Here is a 17,229-nt window from a genome sequence, read left to right on the forward strand (position 1 = left end):
GAGGTGCGCTAGCGCAGCGGCCAGTCGCCGGAGGCGGTGAACTCGGGGTCGCGGACGCGCCGCATGTACTCCTGGAAGTCGGCGGCCTGCTCGCGGCACCAGTCGATCTGCTTGAGGTGCAGCTCGGCGGCCTCGATGGCGAGGTGCTCGGCGTGCCGCTGGGCCATCGCCTGTGCGACCCGTCCGGCGGCGATCGCGTCGGCGCCGGCGTCGTGCGCGTCGATCAACGAGACGCCGTAGTGATCCGCGGCGACGGTGAGCGTGCGCTTGCCCGGGCGGAACTTGTCGACGGCGCGGTCGATGACGAGCGGGTCGATGATCGGGCCGGGGGAGTCGAGCGGCTCGACGCCGTGGCGCTTCGCCTCCCGGTCGAGCAGCGTGAAGTCGTAGGGGGCGTTGTACGCCACCACCGGGATTCCGCGGGCGAACAGGCGGCGGAGCTGGTCGACGATGGCGGAGACGCCCGCGGCGGCCGCCATGCCCTTCTCCCGGGCGAGCTCGGTGGTGATGCCGTGCACGGCCGTCGCCTCGGCCGGGATCTCCATCCCGGGGTCGAGCAGCCAGTAGCGGCCGTGGACGACCTCGCCCTGCTCGTTCAGCAGCCCGACGTGCGCGGTGACGATGCGGGCCGTCTCGACGTCGATGCCGGTGGTCTCCAGATCGAAGACGCCGAGCTCGTGATGCCAACCCATGTGTTCAGGGTACGAGGAGGGGCCGACACCGCCCGGTCGCCACACCGGGCGGGTCGTCGACCGGTGCCGTCAGTCGCGCCGCGGCTCGATGTGCAGCCAGTAGAAGTTCTGGGTGCCGAGCGTGAGCGTGAAGCGGCCGTCCTCGGCGACGGTGGGGAACTCCGCGCCGCCGAACATGTCGTAGAGCGTGCGGCCGGCGAACTCGGGGGCATCGAGCGTGACCGAGATCGGGTTGTGAGCGAACGAGAACACGCAGAGCACGTCCTCCGCCTGGTCGCCGAAGTGCGTGCCGCTGCCGGCGTACGACCGCACGAACGCGAGCACGGACTCGTGGTCGGTCTGGAGCACGCGCATGTCGCCGAGGCCGAAGACGGGGTGCGCCTTGCGCACGTGGATGACGTTGCGGACCCAGTGCAGGAGCGAGCGCGACTGCGCGAGCTGCGCCTCCACGTTCACCTGGTTGTAGTGGTAGACCAGCGACTGCACGATCGGCAGGAACAGCTTGCCCGGGTCGGCGGTCGAGAACCCGCCGTTGCGGTCGGGCGTCCACTGCATGGGCGTGCGGGAGCTGTCGCGGTCGGGCAGCCAGATGTTGTCGCCCATCCCGATCTCGTCCCCGTAGTAGAGGAACGGGCTGCCGGCCAGCGAGAAGAGGAGGGCGTGGGCCAGCTCCAGCTCGGCGCGGGAGTTGTCGAGCAGCGGTGCGAGGCGGCGGCGGATGCCGACGTTGGCGCGCATGCGCGGGTCGTACGCGTACCAGCCGTACATCGCCTGGCGGTACTCCTCGCTGACCATCTCGAGCGTGAGCTCGTCGTGGTTGCGCAGGAAGACGCCCCAGGCGGCGCCCTCTGGCGTGTCCGTCGTCTCGGAGAGCACGCGGACCAGCTCGGTCGCCTGCTGCGAGCGCAGCGCGTAGAAGATGCGGGGCATGACGGGGAAGTCGAAGGCCATGTGGCACTCCGGCTCCTCCTCGCTGCCGAAGAAGGCCGCGACCTCGCGGGGCCACTGGTTGGCCTCGGCGATCATCATGCGGCCGGGGTACTCGTGGTCGACCATCGCGCGGAGCTTCTTGATGAATTCGTGCGTCGGGGGCTCGCCCTCGCCGTTGCCCTCGTCGGACTCGTACAGGTAGGGGATGGCGTCGAGCCGGAAGCCGTCGACGCCGAGGTCGAGCCAGAACCGGACGATGTCGTACATCGCGTCGTGCACGGCCGGGTTCTCGAAGTTGAGGTCGGGCTGGTGCGAGAAGAACCGGTGGAAGTAGTACTGGCGCCGCGCCTCGTCGAACGCCCAGTTGGAGTCCTCGGTGTCGACGAAGATGATGCGGATGTCGGGGTACTTGTCGTCGGTCTCGTTCCAGACGTAGAAGTCGCCGTACGGGCCCTCGGGGTCGGAGCGCGACTGCTGGAACCACTCGTGCTGGTCGGAGGTGTGGTTCATCGGCAGGTCGATGATGATGCGCATGTTGCGCTCGTGCGCCTTGGTGACCAGGTCGCGGAACTCGTCGATGGTGCCGAACTCGGGGAGGATCGCCTTGAAGTCCGAGACGTCGTAGCCTCCGTCGCGCAGGGGCGACTGGAAGAACGGCGGGAGCCAGAGCGCGTCGATGCCGAGCCACTGCAGGTAGTCGAGCTTGGAGGTCAGCCCGGCCAGGTCGCCGGACCCGTCTCCGTTGCTGTCGACGAACGAGCGCACCATGACCTCGTAGAACACCGCGCGGCGGTACCACTGGGGGTCGAGGGTGAGCCCGGGCAGCGTGATGGGCGCGGTGAAACTCACGGTTCTCCTTCTGGCGCGAGGCCGTATGCAAGCGGTTACAACCAGTGAAGTCTAGGGGGTCTGCGCAGTGGCCTGTCCAGTCCGCACTGCACATTCACGAAGTGGATGCCCGCGGCTTGCCTAGACTTGACTGCGATGACCACCTCGACGAGGAACACAGCCTCACCATACGCCGACGCGCTCGACCGCATACCCGTGCGCCAGGGCGGGTTCGACCTCCTCGGCGGGACGACCAGGTACTGGGACTACGGCGACCCGGACGCGGCCACGACGGTCGTGGTCGTGCACGGTTTCCGCGGTGACCATCACGGGCTGGAGCCGGTGGTCGCGCAGCTGCCCGGGCTGCGGATGATCTCGCCCGATCTGCCGGGATTCGGCGAGTCGACGGCTTTGACCGAGGCGGCGCACGACATCGAGGGTTACAGCCGTTGGCTGCGCGCGTTCGTCGCGGCGCTCGACCTCCCGGGCCGCCTTGTCCTGCTCGGGCATTCGTTCGGCTCGATCGTGGTGGCGGGCGCGCTGGCGACCCGTCAGCCCGACGATCCGCTGCGGCCGGAGTCGGTCGTGCTGGTGAACCCGATCGGGCAGCCGGCGCTGAAGGGGCCGCGCGGCATCCTCACCCGGCTGGCGATCTTCTACTACTGGCTGGCGTCGGTGCTCCCCGAGCGCCTGGGCTTCGCCCTCCTGCGCAACCGTCTGATCGTCCGTGTCATGAGCGAGGCCATGGCGAAGACGAAGGAGCGCGGGCTGCGGGCCTGGATCCACGACCAGCACCACCGCTACTTCTCCGCCTTCAGCGACCGCCGGGTCGTGCTGGAGGCGTTCCGCGCCTCCGTGTCGCACGACGTGAGCGAGTTCGCCGCGCGCATCCCGGAGCCGACCCTGCTCGTGGCCGCGGTCGACGACGACATCACGCCGATCGAGGCGGAGCGCCGGCTGCAGACGTTGTTCGCGGATGCGCGGCTCGTCGAGATCGCCGGCGTCGGGCACCTGATCCACTACGAGAAGCCGCTCGAAGCCGCCGCGGCGATCCGAGCCTTCCTCGTCGAGGAGGATGTCGCGTGAAGGTCCTCTTCGACTGCCGGTACACGCGCATCGGCCGCCACGATGGCATCAGCCGGTACACCGCCGGTCTGGTGAGCGCGCTCGCGAAGCGTCACGCCGTCACGATGCTCATCAGCGACCGGCGCCAGCTGGAGATGCTCCCGGACCTGCCGTGGGAGCTGATCGGCTCGCCGACGGCCGTGGGCGAGCCGTGGGTCGCGCGTCAGGTCAACCGGCTCGCGCCCGACGTCGTGTTCACCCCGATGCAGACGATGGGCGGCGTCGGCCGCCGCTACCGGCTGGTGCTCACGGTCCACGACCTGATCTACTACCGCCACCCGACGCCGCCGCGCGACCTCCCCGCCTTCGTGCGGGGTCTGTGGCGGCTCTACCACCTCGCGTGGTGGCCGCAACGGCTCCTGCTCAACCGCTCGGACGCCGTGGTGACGGTGTCGAAGACGACGAAGCAGCTCATCGCGGAGCACCGGCTGACGAAGCGCCCGGTGTACGTCGTGCCGAACGCGGCAGACATGCCGGCCATCCCGGAGGCGCGTGCCTCCCGCACGGCGCCCGAGTCGAAGAGCCTCGTCTACATGGGCTCGTTCATGCCGTACAAGAACGTCGACACGCTCGTGCGCGCCGCGGCCCTCCTACCGGAGTACGAGCTGCATCTGATGAGCCGCGTCTCCGACGCCGAGAAGGAGCGTCTCGCCGCGCTCGCTCCGGCCGCCCGACTGGTCTTCCACGACGGGGCGAGCGACGAGGAGTACGCGGAGACGCTCGCGGCCGCGACGGCGCTGGTGACGGCGTCGCGCGACGAGGGGTTCGGCATCCCGCTGGTCGAGTCCATGACGCTCGGGACGCCCGTGGTGGTCAGCGACATCCCGATCTTCCGCGAGATCGGGGGAGAGGCGGCGCTGTTCTTCGAGGCCGACTCCGCCGAGCAGCTCGCCGAGCGGGTGCGCCACCTGGAGCAGGACGGCGTCTGGGCTGCGCGCTCCGTCGCCTCCCGGGCCGAGGCCGCGCGGTTCACGTGGGAGGCGTCGGCGGAGCACCTGCTCACGGTGCTGACCGCGACGGCCGCACGCGCGGACCGGGTCACATCACGGACGCGGTGAGCAGGTCGCGGTCCTCCGGGCCGAGGTTGAATCGGTCGAGGCGCAGGACGCCGTCGTCGTAGACGAACCGGTGGACGGATCCGTTCGGGATGACCTCGCCGGGGCCGGGGAGTGCGTGGTCGGTGACGTGGCGCACGAGCGAGCCGATGACGCCGCCGTGGCTCACGACGATGACGCTCTCGTCGGGGTGGCTCTCGCCCAGCTCCAGCAGGGCGGGGAGCGCCCGCGCCACGACCTCGTCGCGCGACTCGCGGCCGGGGACCGGGGTGCCCTCCGGCCAGCGTTCGAGGATCTCGGCGCCGGTCAGTCCCTCCGCCTCGCCGTAGTTGCGCTCGGCGACCGCGGGGAGCGCGCCCGGCTCGCCCAGCCCGAGGTGGGAAGAGATGATGCGCGCGGTCTCGAACGCGCGGCCCAGCGGGCTCGCGTAGATCGCGTCGAAGCGGCCGCCGGCGAGCGCGCGCCCGGTGGTCTCGGCCTGGGCGCGCCCCGTGTCGTTGAGGGGGATGTCGCTGGAGCCCTGGATGCGCCGGGCGAGGTTCCAATCGGTCTGGCCGTGCCGAACGAGGGAGATGAAGGTCACGCGCGTCCTTTCGCTTCAGGACGCGCCGCGACCGCGGCGCGGAGTGCTACGCCAACCGGCGGGAGAGCTCGACGAGCGTCTCCGTCGTCCCGGCATCCAGCTTAATGGCCGCGCGCAGATCGCCCTTCGTCTCGCCGCGGTTGACGATGACGATCGGGAGGCGGCGGCGCCGGGCCTCCTCCAGCAGCCGGATGCCCGAGTTCACGATGAGGGACGAGCCGGCGATCAGGAGCGCGTCCGACGAGCGGACCATCGCGCTGGCCTCGCGGTACTTCTCGGCGGGGATGAATTCGCCGAAGAAGACGACGTCGGGCTTGAGATGGCCGCCGCAGACCGTGCAGTCCGGCACCACGAAGGAGTCGATGTCGGTGACGATCGCGTCGCCGTCCGGGGCGATCTCGACAGCGCCCTCGGTGTCGATCCAGGGGTTGGCGGCGTCGATGCGGGCGGTGATGGCCTCGCGGGCGAACACCTGGCCGCAGACCAGGCACACCACGCGATCCATCGAGCCGTGCAGGTCGACGACCCGCTGCGAGCCCGCCTGCTTGTGCAGGCCGTCCACGTTCTGCGTGATGACGCCGTTGGCCGCGCCCGCCGCCTCCAGGCGCGCGAGGGCGCGGTGGCCGTCGTTCGGGCGCGCGGCGGCGAACCGCCGGTACCCGAGGTGGCTGCCGGCCCAGTACCGCTTGCGGTAGCGGTCGTCGGCGAGGAACTGCTGGAACGTCATCGGGGTGCGCTTGGGAGCGCCTTCGCCGCGGTAGTCGGGGATGCCGGAGTCGGTCGAGACGCCCGCGCCGGTGAGCACGGCGAAGCGCCGGCCGGAGAGCAGCTCGGCGGTCTCGTCGATCCCGCGCGCGAGCTCGGGCGTCAGCTCCGTCGTCAGCGTGTCCACAGGCACCTCCCGGTCGTCCCCTCCCGAGTCTAAACACCCCAGTTTTCCGAATTGTTTCCGGCGACTGGCAATCTGGACGGGTGCAGATCCATCGTGTGACAGACCTGACGGCCGACGGCCTCGCCGATTACTCCCGCCTGACCGACGTCGCGCTGCGGCGCGTGAGCGAACCGGAGGGCGGCCTCTACATCGCGGAGTCGACCAAGGTCATCACGCGCGCGCTCGCGGCCGGGCACCGCCCGCGGTCCGTGCTGCTGCAGGAGCAGTGGCTGCCCGACGTGGAGCCGTTGCTCGAGCAGTACCCGGACGTGCCCGTGTTCGTCGGCGAGGCCGGGGTGCTCGAGCAGCTCACCGGGTACAACCTGCACCGCGGCGCCCTGGCGGCGATGCACCGGCCCGTGCTGCCCGATCCGCGGGACCTGATCCGCGACGCGCGCCGGGTCGTCGTGCTGGAGGACATCGTCGACCACACGAACGTCGGGGCGATCTTCCGCTCGGTCGCGGGACTCGGGGCCGACGCGGTCCTGGTGAGTCCGCGGTGCGCCGATCCGCTCTACCGCCGGAGCGTGCGGGTCAGCATGGGGACGGTGCTCCAGGTGCCGTGGACGCGCATCCCGGAGTGGGACGAGGCGACCGGGATCCTGCACGACGCGGGCTTCGACATCGCGGCGCTCGCCCTCGCCGACGACGCGGTCACCCTGGACCAGTACGCCGCCGCCCCACCCGAGCGGGTCGCCATGGTGCTCGGCTCGGAGGGGGACGGCCTGTCGCGGCGGGCGCTGGCCTCCGCGGACACGGTGGTCACCATCCCGATGCTGCACGGCGTCGACTCGCTGAACGTGGCGTCGGCGAGCGCCGTGGCGCTGTGGGCGTTGCGGGCGCGTTCTCAGGCGATGCCTGAGTAGTCCCGCTTAGAATTCCAGCGTGTCCCCGCAAGTGCCTGTCGATCCGTCGCGCCGTGTGTCCCGGACGGTGTACCGCCGTCGCCGCTTCGTCGTCTTCGGGATCGGCGGGACCCTCCTGCTGGCCTTCCTCTACCTCGCGGGCTCGCTGCTGACGCCCATCCCGGCGACCGCCGCCGTCGTCACGCACGAGAAGTCGATCGTGCAGCCGGCCGCGCAGCTCGCCTGGCCGGGTTACGGCTCGTCCGCCGTCACCGCCCCCGACTACTCGGGCGCCACGGTCTACCACGGCAGCGATGCCAGTGTGCCGATCGCGAGCGTGACGAAGGTGATCACCGCGCTGCTCGTGCTGGAAGCGAAGCCGCTCAACGGCGACGACCAGGGGCCGACCATCTCGTTCACGCAGAAGGACGTCGACATCTGGAATGAGGTGATCGCCGAGGGCGGCTCGTGGGCCCCCGTGCAGGCGGGCACGTCGATGACGGAGAAGGAGGCGCTCACCGCGATGCTCCTGCCGTCGGCCAACAACTACGCCATCTCGCTCGTCAACTGGGCGTACGGCTCGACCTCGGATTACGTGACGGCGGCGAACAAGTGGCTCGCGGCCAAGGGGTTCACGGGCACCAAGATCGTCACGGCCGACGGCCTCGACCCGGGCAACGTGAGCACGACGAAGGACCTCCTGGGCCTCGGACAGCTGGTGCTCGACTCGCCCACGCTGTCGTCGATCGTCTCGCAGAAGACGGCGACCCTCCCGGGAGCGGGCGCCCAGGACAACACGAACACCCTGCTCGGGTGGGAGGGCATCGACGGCCTCAAGACCGGCAACACCGACGAGGCGGGCAACTGCCTCCTGTTCTCGGCCGACGTGGCCGTGGGCACGGCGAAGGTTCGCGTGCTGGGCGTCGTGCTCGGCGCGCCGACCCACGACGACCTGTGGGCGGGCGTCAAGGCGCTGCTGACCAGCGTGAAGGCGGGCTTCCACCAGGTCTCCGCCTCCACGAAGGGCCAGGTGTTCGGCTCGTACAGCACGCCGTGGAAGGCGAGCTCGGATCTCGTGGCCACGACCGCGACGACGTTCGTCGTGTGGTCCGATCAGCCGGTCGAGGTGGCGCTGGAGACGCGTCCGGTGCAGTCCGGTTTCGCCGGCGACGTCGTCGGCAAGGTGACGTTCACGTCCAACGGCAAGAGCCAGTCCGCCGAACTCGCGCTCGCGAAGGACGTGCCCGATCCCGGCTTCGGCTGGCGGCTCGCGCATCCCGGCGGCCTCGGGACCTGATCGCGCCGATCAGGCTGCACCATACGTCGCTGCGACCGCCCAGAACTGCTCCGACGGCTGGATGACGCGGTAGTCCGCCCACGAGCCGTCGGCGAACGTGAACCGGACGACCCGTGCGCCGCCCTGCGCCTTCGCGCCGGTGTCGACGATCGACGTGACCTGGGTGCGCGGCACACGCTGGGTCAGCTCGGGCGGAACGGAGGCCGCCGTCATCCCGAAGTCCCACCAGGTCAGGTCGGTCTCGCCGAGGGAGAGCACGGCGAGGTCGGCGTCGCGGCGGAGCTGGTGGGCGGTCGAACCGGCCTCGCCGCCCAGGTGCTTCGAGCCGGATGCGGTGTTCTGCATGGCCGAGAGGGCGGCGTTGAGCAGTCTGCCGTCGAGCGACACGCCCCCGCCACCGCCGCGCGTGTAGGCGCTGGGCATCACCCTGGCCGTGGCGAGGGAGGCGTCGCCGCCGGCCGAGACGATCTCGGCCGCGTGGTCGACGGCGGGGCCGGAGAAGGCCGAGGCGAACTTGTCGAAGAGTCCCATGGGGGTGTTCCTTTCGAGGGATGACTATGAGTGACGGCGCATCGCACGAACGGCGGCGACGATCGAGACCAGGGCGAAGACGGCGGCAACGGCCGCGACCGTGAACGGGCCGAGGGTGTCGAGCAGCCGGGAGAACCAGGCACGGCGGCCGGCGGCATCCGTGACCTCGTCCCAGACGGGCGTGAAGCAGAGCACGGCGATGGCGATGGCGATCGCCGCGCTTCCGAACCAGCCCCAGGGCGTCTCCGGATGCTCGGGCTCGACCGGCTCTACCGTGGCGGCGGAACGGGGATCGGGTCCGGTCGTCGTCACGGCTTCCACACCGTTCCGCCATCGTTGACGTCACCGCTGCCGACGTAGACGCCGACGACCTCCTTGCCGTCGGCGGAGGCGACGGGGACGCAGACCGAGACCGTCTCGCCGGCGGACAGGTCGGCGAGCCAGTCGGTGGCGCGCTCGGGGTTGCCGGTGCACTCCGGCAACCCGGTGAAGGTGGCGCTCGCGAAGGATCCGTCGTCCAGGGCTGCATACACGTTGCCGTAGACGGGCGGGAGCTTCGTCCCCTTCTCCCCGGTGAAGGTGAAGTCGACGTTCGCGAAATAGATGGTGTCGTCGCCCGCGAAGCCGTCCTGGACATCGGCGGGAGCCTTTTCGAACGAGGTGACGGTCACGGCGAACGGGAGGGTCTTCCCGCTGTAGACGACGTCGACGTCCGCCGCGTCGCCGACGGACGCGCTCGGTGCTCCCGAGCAGCCGGCGAGCACGAGCAGGGCGGCGGCACCGGAGAGCAGAGCAGCGGTGATGCGGGAGGGCGGAGGGAGCGTGCTGTGCGCGCGGGTAGGCATCGGAACCTTTCGGAGAGCGGGATTCGGTGTGCGCCTCTCGGCGCACGGAGGTCCATGCTCCCCGGTCGGGGACGACGCTCCGAACGGTCCGAACGGATCCGAACGGCTCAGGGGAACCCGAGGATCCGGCCTCAGGAGACGAGGGCCGGGAAAGCGGAGACGAGGCGTCCCGCCCGCTCGTGCCCCATGCGGCGGAGAATGCGGACGGAGTCGCGCAGATGACGGCGGGCGCGTTCGTCGTCGCCGGCCGCGATCGCCGCACGCCCGAGGATCTCGTGGGCTCGGGCCACCTCGTTGACATCGCCCAACCGCTCTGCTGCGGCGAGGGCCTCGGTGGCGAGGCTCGCGGCGTCGTCGGTCCGCCCACGATCGAGGGCGACGAGCGCCAGCGTGCCCAGTGCGTCGGGCACGGGGAGGTCGAATCCGGTCCCGTCGATCGCCTCGAGTGCCGCCCGGGCGTCGCGTTCTGCCTCATCGAGCCGACCGACCGCCTGCAAGGCCTGCGCCCGGAGCGCACGGATCTCGGGCAGGACGTCGAACCCCTCGGCGCCGTCGCTCATCCGCTGCCCGTGTTCGAGCGCGGCCACGGCTTCGGCCGGGCGACCGTCGGCGAGCAGGACGGTGGCGAGAGTGACGGTGTGATAAGCCGGCGACATCCCGGGCGGGTCCTCGGCGAGCAGCGCCCGGCTCTCGGCCTCGGCGTCGGCGAAGCGGCCGAGGGCGGCGTGCAGGAAGGTGCGGTTGCTGCGCAGGATGGTCCGGTTGCCGGCGTCGCCCGCCACCGCCGTGATCGCCCACGCCGCGTCGAAGAGCTGGCACGCCTCGGCCAGGTCGCCGCGCAACCGCGCGAGGTTGGCCTCGTTGCCCACGGCGCGGCCCTCCGTGATCCTGTTTCCCGCCTCCCGGGCCACCGCGGCCGCGCGACGGTAGGCGGCCTGGGCTTCTGCCCAGCGGCCGAGGCTGCGATGGAGGTTGCCGATGATGTTCCAGAGCCGGCCCGGCATCCTCTCGTCGCCGAGTCGCTGCGCCCGGTGGAGGCTCGCGAGCGAGTCGTCGGTGCGGCCCAGCTTCTCGTAAGAGCGGGCCATCAGCTCGGCGAGCGCGCCGCGGTGCTGCGGACCGGCGACCGCGTCGGCATGCTCGAGGACCGAGACGATCTCGGCCCAGTGACCGTCCTCCTCGAGACGCTCGCCGGCCGCGACGGCCAGCGCCACCAACTCGTCGTCCGCGCTGTGCTCGTGGGCGAGGACCGCCGCGGCGTGGAGTTCCACAGCCTGGGCGCGGTCGACCCTGCCGCCGGTCTCGAGCCGGGCGCGCGAGGCCTCGGCGAACGCCCGGGCGAAGGAGCGTCGCCTCGACAGCGGGTCCTCGTCGAGGGCGCGCTCGCGGGCGTGCGCGCGCACCGCGTCGTGCAGCGTGAGGTGTGGGCCCGCATCGACGAGATGCAGGGAGCGGAGCCGCGGCACCGCCGATGCTGTCTCGGGCGACGCCCGTCGGAGCGTGCCGACGTGTACCGGCGCTGCGAACAACGAGAGCCTCCGGAGCGCTGCCGCATCGTTCGCATCGAGGGACTGGTAGACGGCATCGAGCAGCGGATGGATGGGGGAGCCGGCGGACGGGACGTCGAAGCGCTCCGCCACGTCGTCGGGTGTCCAGTCCGGGTGGTCGCGGATGAACCGCACGATCAGGTCGATGGCGAGACGGATGCCGCCGCTGGCACGGCCGAGGCGGTCGAGCGCCGCAGGTGGGAGCGTGCGGCCGTCCAGACCCGCGGCGATCGCGGCGGCCGCCTCGTCGACCGGGAGGGGGACGAGTTCGCGGCGCGCGACCGGCTGGCGCAGCGCGCGGGCGGCGGCCAGCTCTTCGAAGCCGTGGAGCGTGGAACGGCTGGTGACGATCGAGCGAACACCGCGCGGGAGGAGGGGGACGATGTCCTCCGCGGAGCGGGCATCCTCGAAGACCAGCACCGCACGGCGGTCGGCGAGCGCCTTCTCGATACCGTCGCGAAGGAGGTTGGGCGCCGCGGACGAACCGCCGCGCGCGCCGACCGCACGAGCGAGCGCGCGCAGCGCCTCGACCGGTTCGGCCGGTGCGAGGACCGCGTGATAGCCGCGCAGTTCGATCACGAGGGCGATGTCCGCGGTGCCCGCGGCGAACTCGGTGCGCACGAGCGTTCTGGCGAGCGTGCTCTTGCCGACGCCGGGGAGGCCGGTGACGATCGTGACGGCGCCGTCCGTGGGATCGGTGACACTGCTCACAGGAGTGGAGGGGGCGCTCATGGTCGTGACGACGACATGCGCGCCCAGGCGGGCGCCGTTCAGGGTCTGGGCGAGATGGCGCCACGCGTCCGCCCTCCGAGCGTCGTCGGTGAGCGCGAGCACGATGTCGTGGACGAGGTCGATGTCGAGACGCTGGCGGTTGGGACGGAAGCAGTCGTAGACCGTGACCTTGGCTGGTGGGCCGCCGCGGCCGGCCTCAGCGCGGCCGCGGCCGATCCGCCGGGCGATCTCCTCGTACGAGGGCAGTCCGCCGTCCCGGCGCAGTGCACCGAGCGCGCGGGCGAACGCCTCGAACGTGTCGACGTCGTCGGGCAGGAGCGAGCGATCGTCGCCGGCCGCAGGGTCGGTGCGGGGCATTCGGCGTCGCTCAGTCCTCGGTGCGGATGACGAAGGGCCCGGCTTCCGGCCGCTTCGGCAGCACGTGGTCGCCGGACGACTGGTGGCGGATGCGCCGCACCACCCAGGGCACGAGGTACTCCCGGGCCCAGGAGAGGTCCTCCGAGCGCGCCTGCCGCCAGGTGCGGGCGGGCAGCGGCTCCGGGTCGAGCGGCTGGAGGTCGTTCTCCACGTTGAGGGCGGCGAGCACCATGCGGGCGACGGTGTGGTGGCCGAGCGGCGCGAGGTGCAGTCGGTCGGGGGCCCACATCCGCTGGTCCTGGATCTCGGTCAGCGCCCACTGGTCGGCGACGATGCAGTCGTACTTCGCGGCGACGGCGCGGACGTTCTCGTTGTAGATGGCGACTTTGCCGCGGATGCCGCGGAACACGGGGGAGAAGCCGACGTCCACCCCGGTGAACACCACGATGGTGGCGCCGTCGCGGCTGAGGCGGGACACCGCCTGGTCGAAGAGGGCGGCGATCTGATCGGGGTCGGTGCCCGGGCGGATGACGTCGTTGCCGCCGGCGGAGATGGTGATCAGGTCGGGGCGGAGGGCGAGCGCCGGCTCGACCTGGTCGTCCAGGATCTGCTTGATGAGTTTGCCGCGCACCGCGAGGTTGGCGTAGGCGAAGTCGTCGGTCTGGCTGCTCAGCACCTCGGCGACGCGGTCGGCCCAGCCGCGGTGCCCGCCGGGGCTGGCGGGCTCGGGATCGCCGATGCCCTCCGTGAAGGAGTCGCCCAGGGCGACGTAGCGGGACCAGGGATGCTGCGCTTCGACCATTCCTCCATTCTGCATCCGGTGGACCGTCCGTCCAGGCGGATGTCGGAGGGAACGGGTAGATTTGATCCACGTGGAAACGACAGCTGCACCCCTCCCCGGGTTCGAACCGGACGCCGAATCCGGTGACGAGCCGGATGTCATCGGGGTACACGCGGGCAGTTTCGCGGCCGAGCATCTCTCGCCCTCGTTCCCCGAGCGCGCCGCCTGGGGCACCGCCGGAAAGCTGCGCGCGTGGCAGGCGGAGGCGCTCGACACGTACTTCCGCGACGAGCCCCGTGACTTCCTCGCCGCCGCGACGCCGGGCGCAGGCAAGACGACCTTCGCCCTCCGGCTCGCGACCGAACTGCTGGCCCGCCGCACGATCGAGCGCGTGACCGTCGTCGCGCCGACGGAGCACCTCAAGCGACAGTGGGCCGAGGCCGCCTCCCGGGTCGGTCTCAACCTCGACCCGGACTTCAAGAACGCCGACGGCCGGTACGCCCGCCACTACAAGGGCGTCGCGGTCACCTACGCGCAGGTCGCCATGCGGCCGAGCCTCCACAAGGACATCACCGAGGCCAGCCGCACTCTGGTCATCCTCGACGAGGTGCACCACGGCGGCGACGCGCTCAGCTGGGGCGACGGCATCCGGGACGCGTTCGAGCGCGCCACGCGCCGGCTCTCGCTCACGGGGACGCCGTTCCGCTCCGACACGGCGCCGATCCCGTTCGTCACCTACCTGCCGGACAAGCAGGGCATCCGCACGTCGCTCACCGACTACAACTACGGCTACGGGCGCGCCCTCTCCGACGGCGTCGTGCGCCCCGTCATCTTCATGGTCTACGCCGGGCACATGCGCTGGCGCACCAAGACCGGCGACGAGATGGAGGCGCGGCTCGGCGAGGGCAACACCAAGGACATCACCTCGCAGGCGTGGCGGACCGCGCTCGACCCGAAGGGCGAATGGATCCCGGCCGTGCTCAGCGCGGCCGACCGCCGCCTGACCGAGGTGCGCGGCGCCATCCCGGACGCCGGCGGCCTGGTGATCGCGACCGACCACTACACGGCCCGCGCGTACGCGGACATCCTGCAGCAGATCACCGGTGAGTCGGTCACCGTCGTCCTCTCGGACGAGAAGGAGGCGAGCGACCGGATCGAGGAGTTCTCGAAGGGCACCTCGCGCTGGATGGTCGCCGTGCGCATGGTGTCGGAGGGCGTGGACGTGCCGCGCCTCGCCGTCGGCGTGTACGCGACCAGCGCCTCCACCCCGCTCTTCTTCGCGCAGGCGATCGGCCGCTTCGTGCGCGCGCGGCGCCGCGGTGAGACCGCGTCCGTGTTCCTGCCGAACGTCCCGATGCTGATGGCGCTCGCCAACGCGCTGGAACTGGAGCGCGACCACGCGCTCGACCGGCCGACCGACGAGAACGCCGAGGGCGACCTGTGGAACCCCGAGGACGCGATGATGGCCGAGGCCAACCGCGAGGAGCGGGCCTCGGAGGCGCTGACCGAGGAGTTCGCGTTCGAAGCGCTCGGCTCGGAGGCGAACTTCGACCGGGTCGTGTTCGACGGCAAGGAGTTCGGCAGCTACGCCGTGCCCGGCACGGACGAGGAGCACGACTTCATCGGCCTCCCCGGCATCCTGGAGCCCGACCAGGTGCACGAGCTGCTGCTCCAGCGGCAGCAGCGGCAGTCGCGGCGGTCGTCGGCGCGTCCCGCTGCGGCCGAGGGACACCCTCCCGCGCCGCTGCACCGCACCCTGAAGGAGCAGCGGCAGCTGCTCAACAGCCTGGTCGGCCTGTACTCGAAGAACTCGGGAGAGCCGCACGGCCTCATCCACGCCGAGCTGCGCCGGGTGTGCGGCGGACCGGCCGTCGCGCAGGCGAGCGTCTCGCAGCTGCAGGCGCGCATCGAGTACCTGCGCAAACGGCTCGGCCGGCACTGAGCCGACCGAGCCGCTGGTCCGCGCGAACGCGGCAGAGCCTGAACGCTAGATGACGCCCAGAGCGAGCATGGCGTCGGCCACGCGGACGAAGCCGGCGACGTTGGCGCCGAGCGCGTAGTCGCCCGGCTCGCCGTACTCGGCCGCGGTCTCGGCGCAGCTGTCGTGGATGTTCGTCATGATGTCGGAGAGGCGCTGCTCGGCGTACTCGAACGTCCAGGCATCCCGCGAGGCGTTCTGCTGCATCTCGAGCGCGGAGGTGGCGACACCGCCCGCGTTCGCGGCCTTGCCGGGCGCGAACAGCACGCCCGCAGCGCGGAGCACGGTGACGGCTTCCGGCGTGCAGGGCATGTTGGCGCCCTCGACCACCGCGGCGACGCCGTGGGTGGCGAGCGTGGTCGCCGCCGTCGCGTCGAGCTCGTTCTGCGTCGCGCAGGGCATCGCGACGTCGACGTGCGTCGTGGCGGCGAGCGCCCAGATGTCGCCGTTCGGGAGGTACTCGGCGCCACCGCGGCGGGCCGCGTAGTCGCTGAGGCGGCCGCGCTCCACCTCCTTGATCTGCCGGAGCAGGTCGAGGTCGATGCCGGCCGGGTCGTGGACGACGCCGGACGAGTCGGAGCAGGCGATCACCGTGCCGCCGAGCTGGTGCACCTTCTCGATCGCGTAGATCGCGACGTTGCCGGAGCCCGAGACGAGCACGCGAGCGCCGTCGAGGTCGCGGCCGCGGGTCGCGAGCATCCGCTGGGCGAAGAAGACCGCACCGTAGCCGGTCGCCTCGGTGCGGACGAGCGAGCCGCCCCAGCCGACGCCCTTGCCCGTGAGCACGCCCGACTCGTAGCGGTTCGTGATGCGCTTGTACTGGCCGAACAGGTAGCCGATCTCGCGGCCGCCCACGCCGATGTCACCGGCGGGGACATCCGTGTGCTCGCCCAGGTGGCGGTACAGCTCCGTCATGAACGACTGGCAGAACCGCATCACCTCGGCGTCGGACTTGCCCTTGGGATCGAAGTCGCTGCCGCCCTTGCCGCCGCCGATCGGGAGGCCGGTGAGCGCGTTCTTGAAGATCTGCTCGAACCCGAGGAACTTCACGGTGCCGAGCGTCACGCTCGGGTGGAAGCGCAGTCCGCCCTTGTACGGCCCGAGCGCGGAGTTGAACTCCACACGGAATCCGCGGTTGACGCGCACCCGACCCTGGTCGTCCGTCCACGGCACCCGGAAGATGAGCTGCCGCTCGGGCTCGGTGAGTCGTTCCAGCACCGCGGCCTCGGCGTAGCGGGGGTGGCGGTCGATGACCGGCCCGAGGGAGCCGAACACCTCCCGTGCCGCCTGGTGGAACTCCGGCTCTCCGGCGTTGCGCCGGAGGACGTCGTCGAGCAGGGAGATGAGAGCCGTGGTCAAACGCGTACCTTCTTTCGCACAAGGTTTCTGAGTCTACTCTCACGTTTCCGGCGCGTGACGGCGCCGCCGCTCCCTAGGCTGGATGCCATGGCGGAGACGACGAACCCGAGACAGCATCCCGGCGAGCCGCATCGCGAGGGGCTCGCCCAGCGCTTGAACTGGCTGCGGGCCGGGGTCCTGGGCGCGAACGACGGCATCGTCTCGGTGGCCGCGGTCGTGGTCGGCGTGGCGGGGGCCACACCGGCGACACCGGCCATCCTGACGGCGGGCGTCGCGGCACTGGTCGGCGGCGCGATCTCGATGGCGCTGGGGGAGTACGTCTCGGTCAGCAGCCAGCGCGACAGCGAACACGCCCTGATCGCGAAGGAACGTCGGGAGCTGGCCGAGATGCCGGAGGCGGAGCTGGAGGAGCTCACCGGGTTGTACGAGGCGAAGGGCCTGCGCCCCGAGACGGCGCGGCAGGTGGCGCTGGAGCTCACCGCGCAGGATGCGCTCTCCGCCCACCTGTCGGTCGAGCTGGGCATCGACCAGGACGACGTGGTCAGCCCGTGGCACGCCGCGCTCGCCTCCGCCGTCGCGTTCACGATCGGCGGCCTCCTCCCGCTGCTGACGATCCTGCTGCCGGAGGCGGTGCGCATCCCGGTGACGTTCGTCGTCGTGCTGCTGGCGCTGGCGATCACGGGCTACGTCGCCGCGTGGATCGGCGGCAGCCCGCGCGGCAAGGCGATGCTGCGCGTCGTCGTCGGCGGGGCGATCGCCCTGGCCGTGACGTTCGCGATCGGTGCGCTGCTCGGCACGTCCGGGGTGGTCTGA

16 protein-coding genes are annotated in these 17,229 nt (G+C 71.3%); 6 read left to right on the forward strand and 10 right to left on the reverse strand.

Annotation, left to right across the window (positions count from 1 at the left end; all coding sequences use genetic code 11):
• Nucleotides 1-8: 8 nt before the first annotated feature.
• Both BGO91_RS09270 and treS read right to left on the reverse strand, forming a co-directional pair.
• Nucleotides 9-692: a 3'-5' exonuclease gene (locus BGO91_RS09270; RefSeq protein WP_290472478.1), complete on the reverse strand. Its 684-nt coding sequence runs from the start codon at nucleotides 690-692 to the stop codon at nucleotides 9-11.
• A 69-nt stretch (nucleotides 693-761) separates the two neighbouring features.
• Nucleotides 762-2,471, reverse strand: coding sequence for a maltose alpha-D-glucosyltransferase (gene treS, locus BGO91_RS09275; RefSeq protein WP_290472479.1), 1,710 nt, complete (start codon nucleotides 2,469-2,471; stop codon nucleotides 762-764).
• Nucleotides 2,472-2,606: 135 nt separating this feature from the next.
• Between treS and BGO91_RS09280 the strand changes: the two genes are divergently transcribed.
• Both BGO91_RS09280 and BGO91_RS09285 read left to right on the forward strand, forming a co-directional pair.
• A complete protein-coding gene (locus BGO91_RS09280) occupies nucleotides 2,607-3,536 on the forward strand; it encodes an alpha/beta hydrolase (RefSeq protein ID WP_290472480.1) in 930 nt (309 codons plus the stop codon).
• Complete coding sequence (locus BGO91_RS09285) at nucleotides 3,533-4,633, forward strand: glycosyltransferase family 1 protein (protein WP_290472481.1); 1,101 nt, start codon at nucleotides 3,533-3,535, stop codon at nucleotides 4,631-4,633. The genes BGO91_RS09280 and BGO91_RS09285 overlap by 4 nt, the downstream gene beginning before the upstream one ends.
• Here the strand turns inward: BGO91_RS09285 and BGO91_RS09290 are convergent.
• Entirely contained in the window at nucleotides 4,614-5,213 is a 600-nt protein-coding gene (locus BGO91_RS09290; RefSeq protein WP_290472482.1) for a histidine phosphatase family protein, read from the reverse strand. The two genes, BGO91_RS09285 and BGO91_RS09290, sit on opposite strands and share 20 nt — an antisense overlap.
• Before the next feature lie 46 nt (nucleotides 5,214-5,259).
• Nucleotides 5,260-6,105 (reverse strand): Sir2 family NAD-dependent protein deacetylase, encoded by an 846-nt coding sequence (locus tag BGO91_RS09295; RefSeq protein WP_290472523.1) that lies wholly within the window; start codon nucleotides 6,103-6,105, stop codon nucleotides 5,260-5,262.
• An 80-nt stretch (nucleotides 6,106-6,185) separates the two neighbouring features.
• Between BGO91_RS09295 and BGO91_RS09300 the strand changes: the two genes are divergently transcribed.
• Both BGO91_RS09300 and BGO91_RS09305 read left to right on the forward strand, forming a co-directional pair.
• Entirely contained in the window at nucleotides 6,186-7,010 is an 825-nt protein-coding gene (locus BGO91_RS09300) for an RNA methyltransferase (RefSeq protein WP_290472483.1), read from the forward strand.
• 19 nt (nucleotides 7,011-7,029) lie between these two features.
• A complete protein-coding gene (locus BGO91_RS09305; RefSeq protein ID WP_290472484.1) occupies nucleotides 7,030-8,286 on the forward strand; it encodes a D-alanyl-D-alanine carboxypeptidase family protein in 1,257 nt (418 codons plus the stop codon).
• A gap of 9 nt (nucleotides 8,287-8,295) precedes the next feature.
• On the opposite strand, the gene BGO91_RS09310 is transcribed toward BGO91_RS09305, so the two are convergent.
• The 5 genes from BGO91_RS09310 to BGO91_RS09330 form a co-directional block, all read right to left on the reverse strand.
• Nucleotides 8,296-8,817, reverse strand: coding sequence for a hypothetical protein (locus BGO91_RS09310; RefSeq protein WP_290472485.1), 522 nt, complete (start codon nucleotides 8,815-8,817; stop codon nucleotides 8,296-8,298).
• A gap of 24 nt (nucleotides 8,818-8,841) precedes the next feature.
• Nucleotides 8,842-9,129 carry a DUF1206 domain-containing protein gene (locus BGO91_RS09315; RefSeq protein ID WP_290472486.1) on the reverse strand — a complete coding sequence of 96 codons (288 nt, stop codon included), beginning with the start codon at nucleotides 9,127-9,129 and terminating at the stop codon, nucleotides 8,842-8,844.
• Nucleotides 9,126-9,662 carry a hypothetical protein gene (locus BGO91_RS09320; RefSeq protein WP_290472487.1) on the reverse strand — a complete coding sequence of 179 codons (537 nt, stop codon included), beginning with the start codon at nucleotides 9,660-9,662 and terminating at the stop codon, nucleotides 9,126-9,128. The genes BGO91_RS09315 and BGO91_RS09320 overlap by 4 nt, the downstream gene beginning before the upstream one ends.
• Nucleotides 9,663-9,793: 131 nt before the next feature.
• Entirely contained in the window at nucleotides 9,794-12,298 is a 2,505-nt protein-coding gene (locus BGO91_RS09325) for a tetratricopeptide repeat protein (RefSeq protein ID WP_290472488.1), read from the reverse strand.
• A 10-nt stretch (nucleotides 12,299-12,308) separates the two neighbouring features.
• Nucleotides 12,309-13,100 (reverse strand): SGNH/GDSL hydrolase family protein, encoded by a 792-nt coding sequence (locus BGO91_RS09330; protein WP_290472489.1) that lies wholly within the window; start codon nucleotides 13,098-13,100, stop codon nucleotides 12,309-12,311.
• Between the two features lie 139 nt (nucleotides 13,101-13,239).
• Here BGO91_RS09330 and BGO91_RS09335 point away from each other — a divergent pair, with 139 nt between their 5' ends.
• The gene (locus BGO91_RS09335; protein WP_290472524.1) at nucleotides 13,240-15,021 is read left to right on the forward strand and encodes a DEAD/DEAH box helicase; all 1,782 of its coding nucleotides are present in this window, start codon (nucleotides 13,240-13,242) and stop codon (nucleotides 15,019-15,021) included.
• A gap of 45 nt (nucleotides 15,022-15,066) precedes the next feature.
• Here the strand turns inward: BGO91_RS09335 and gdhA are convergent, their stop codons facing one another.
• On the reverse strand, nucleotides 15,067-16,416 hold the full coding sequence (gdhA, locus tag BGO91_RS09340; protein ID WP_290472490.1) for an NADP-specific glutamate dehydrogenase: 1,350 nt from the start codon (nucleotides 16,414-16,416) through the stop codon (nucleotides 15,067-15,069).
• A gap of 87 nt (nucleotides 16,417-16,503) precedes the next feature.
• Here gdhA and BGO91_RS09345 point away from each other — a divergent pair, with 87 nt between their 5' ends.
• Nucleotides 16,504-17,229, forward strand: a complete 726-nt coding sequence (locus BGO91_RS09345) for a VIT family protein (RefSeq protein WP_290472491.1) — start codon at nucleotides 16,504-16,506, stop codon at nucleotides 17,227-17,229.

Origin of the sequence: Leifsonia sp. 71-9, from assembly GCF_001898805.1 — a bacterium.
GTDB lineage: Bacteria > Actinomycetota > Actinomycetes > Actinomycetales > Microbacteriaceae > Leifsonia.

Excerpts from the sequence above, each read along its gene's own strand:
- BGO91_RS09270 (WP_290472478.1), bottom strand. The coding sequence starts at position 692 with ATGGGTTGGCATCACGAGCTCGGCGTCTTCGATCTGGAGACCACCGGC.
- BGO91_RS09280 (WP_290472480.1), top strand. The coding sequence starts at position 2,607 with ATGACCACCTCGACGAGGAACACAGCCTCACCATACGCCGACGCGCTC.
- BGO91_RS09310 (WP_290472485.1), bottom strand. The coding sequence starts at position 8,817 with ATGGGACTCTTCGACAAGTTCGCCTCGGCCTTCTCCGGCCCCGCCGTC.
- BGO91_RS09320 (WP_290472487.1), bottom strand. The coding sequence starts at position 9,662 with ATGCCTACCCGCGCGCACAGCACGCTCCCTCCGCCCTCCCGCATCACC.
- BGO91_RS09325 (WP_290472488.1), bottom strand. The coding sequence starts at position 12,298 with ATGCCCCGCACCGACCCTGCGGCCGGCGACGATCGCTCGCTCCTGCCC.
- BGO91_RS09330 (WP_290472489.1), bottom strand. The coding sequence starts at position 13,100 with ATGGTCGAAGCGCAGCATCCCTGGTCCCGCTACGTCGCCCTGGGCGAC.
- BGO91_RS09345 (WP_290472491.1), top strand. The coding sequence starts at position 16,504 with ATGGCGGAGACGACGAACCCGAGACAGCATCCCGGCGAGCCGCATCGC.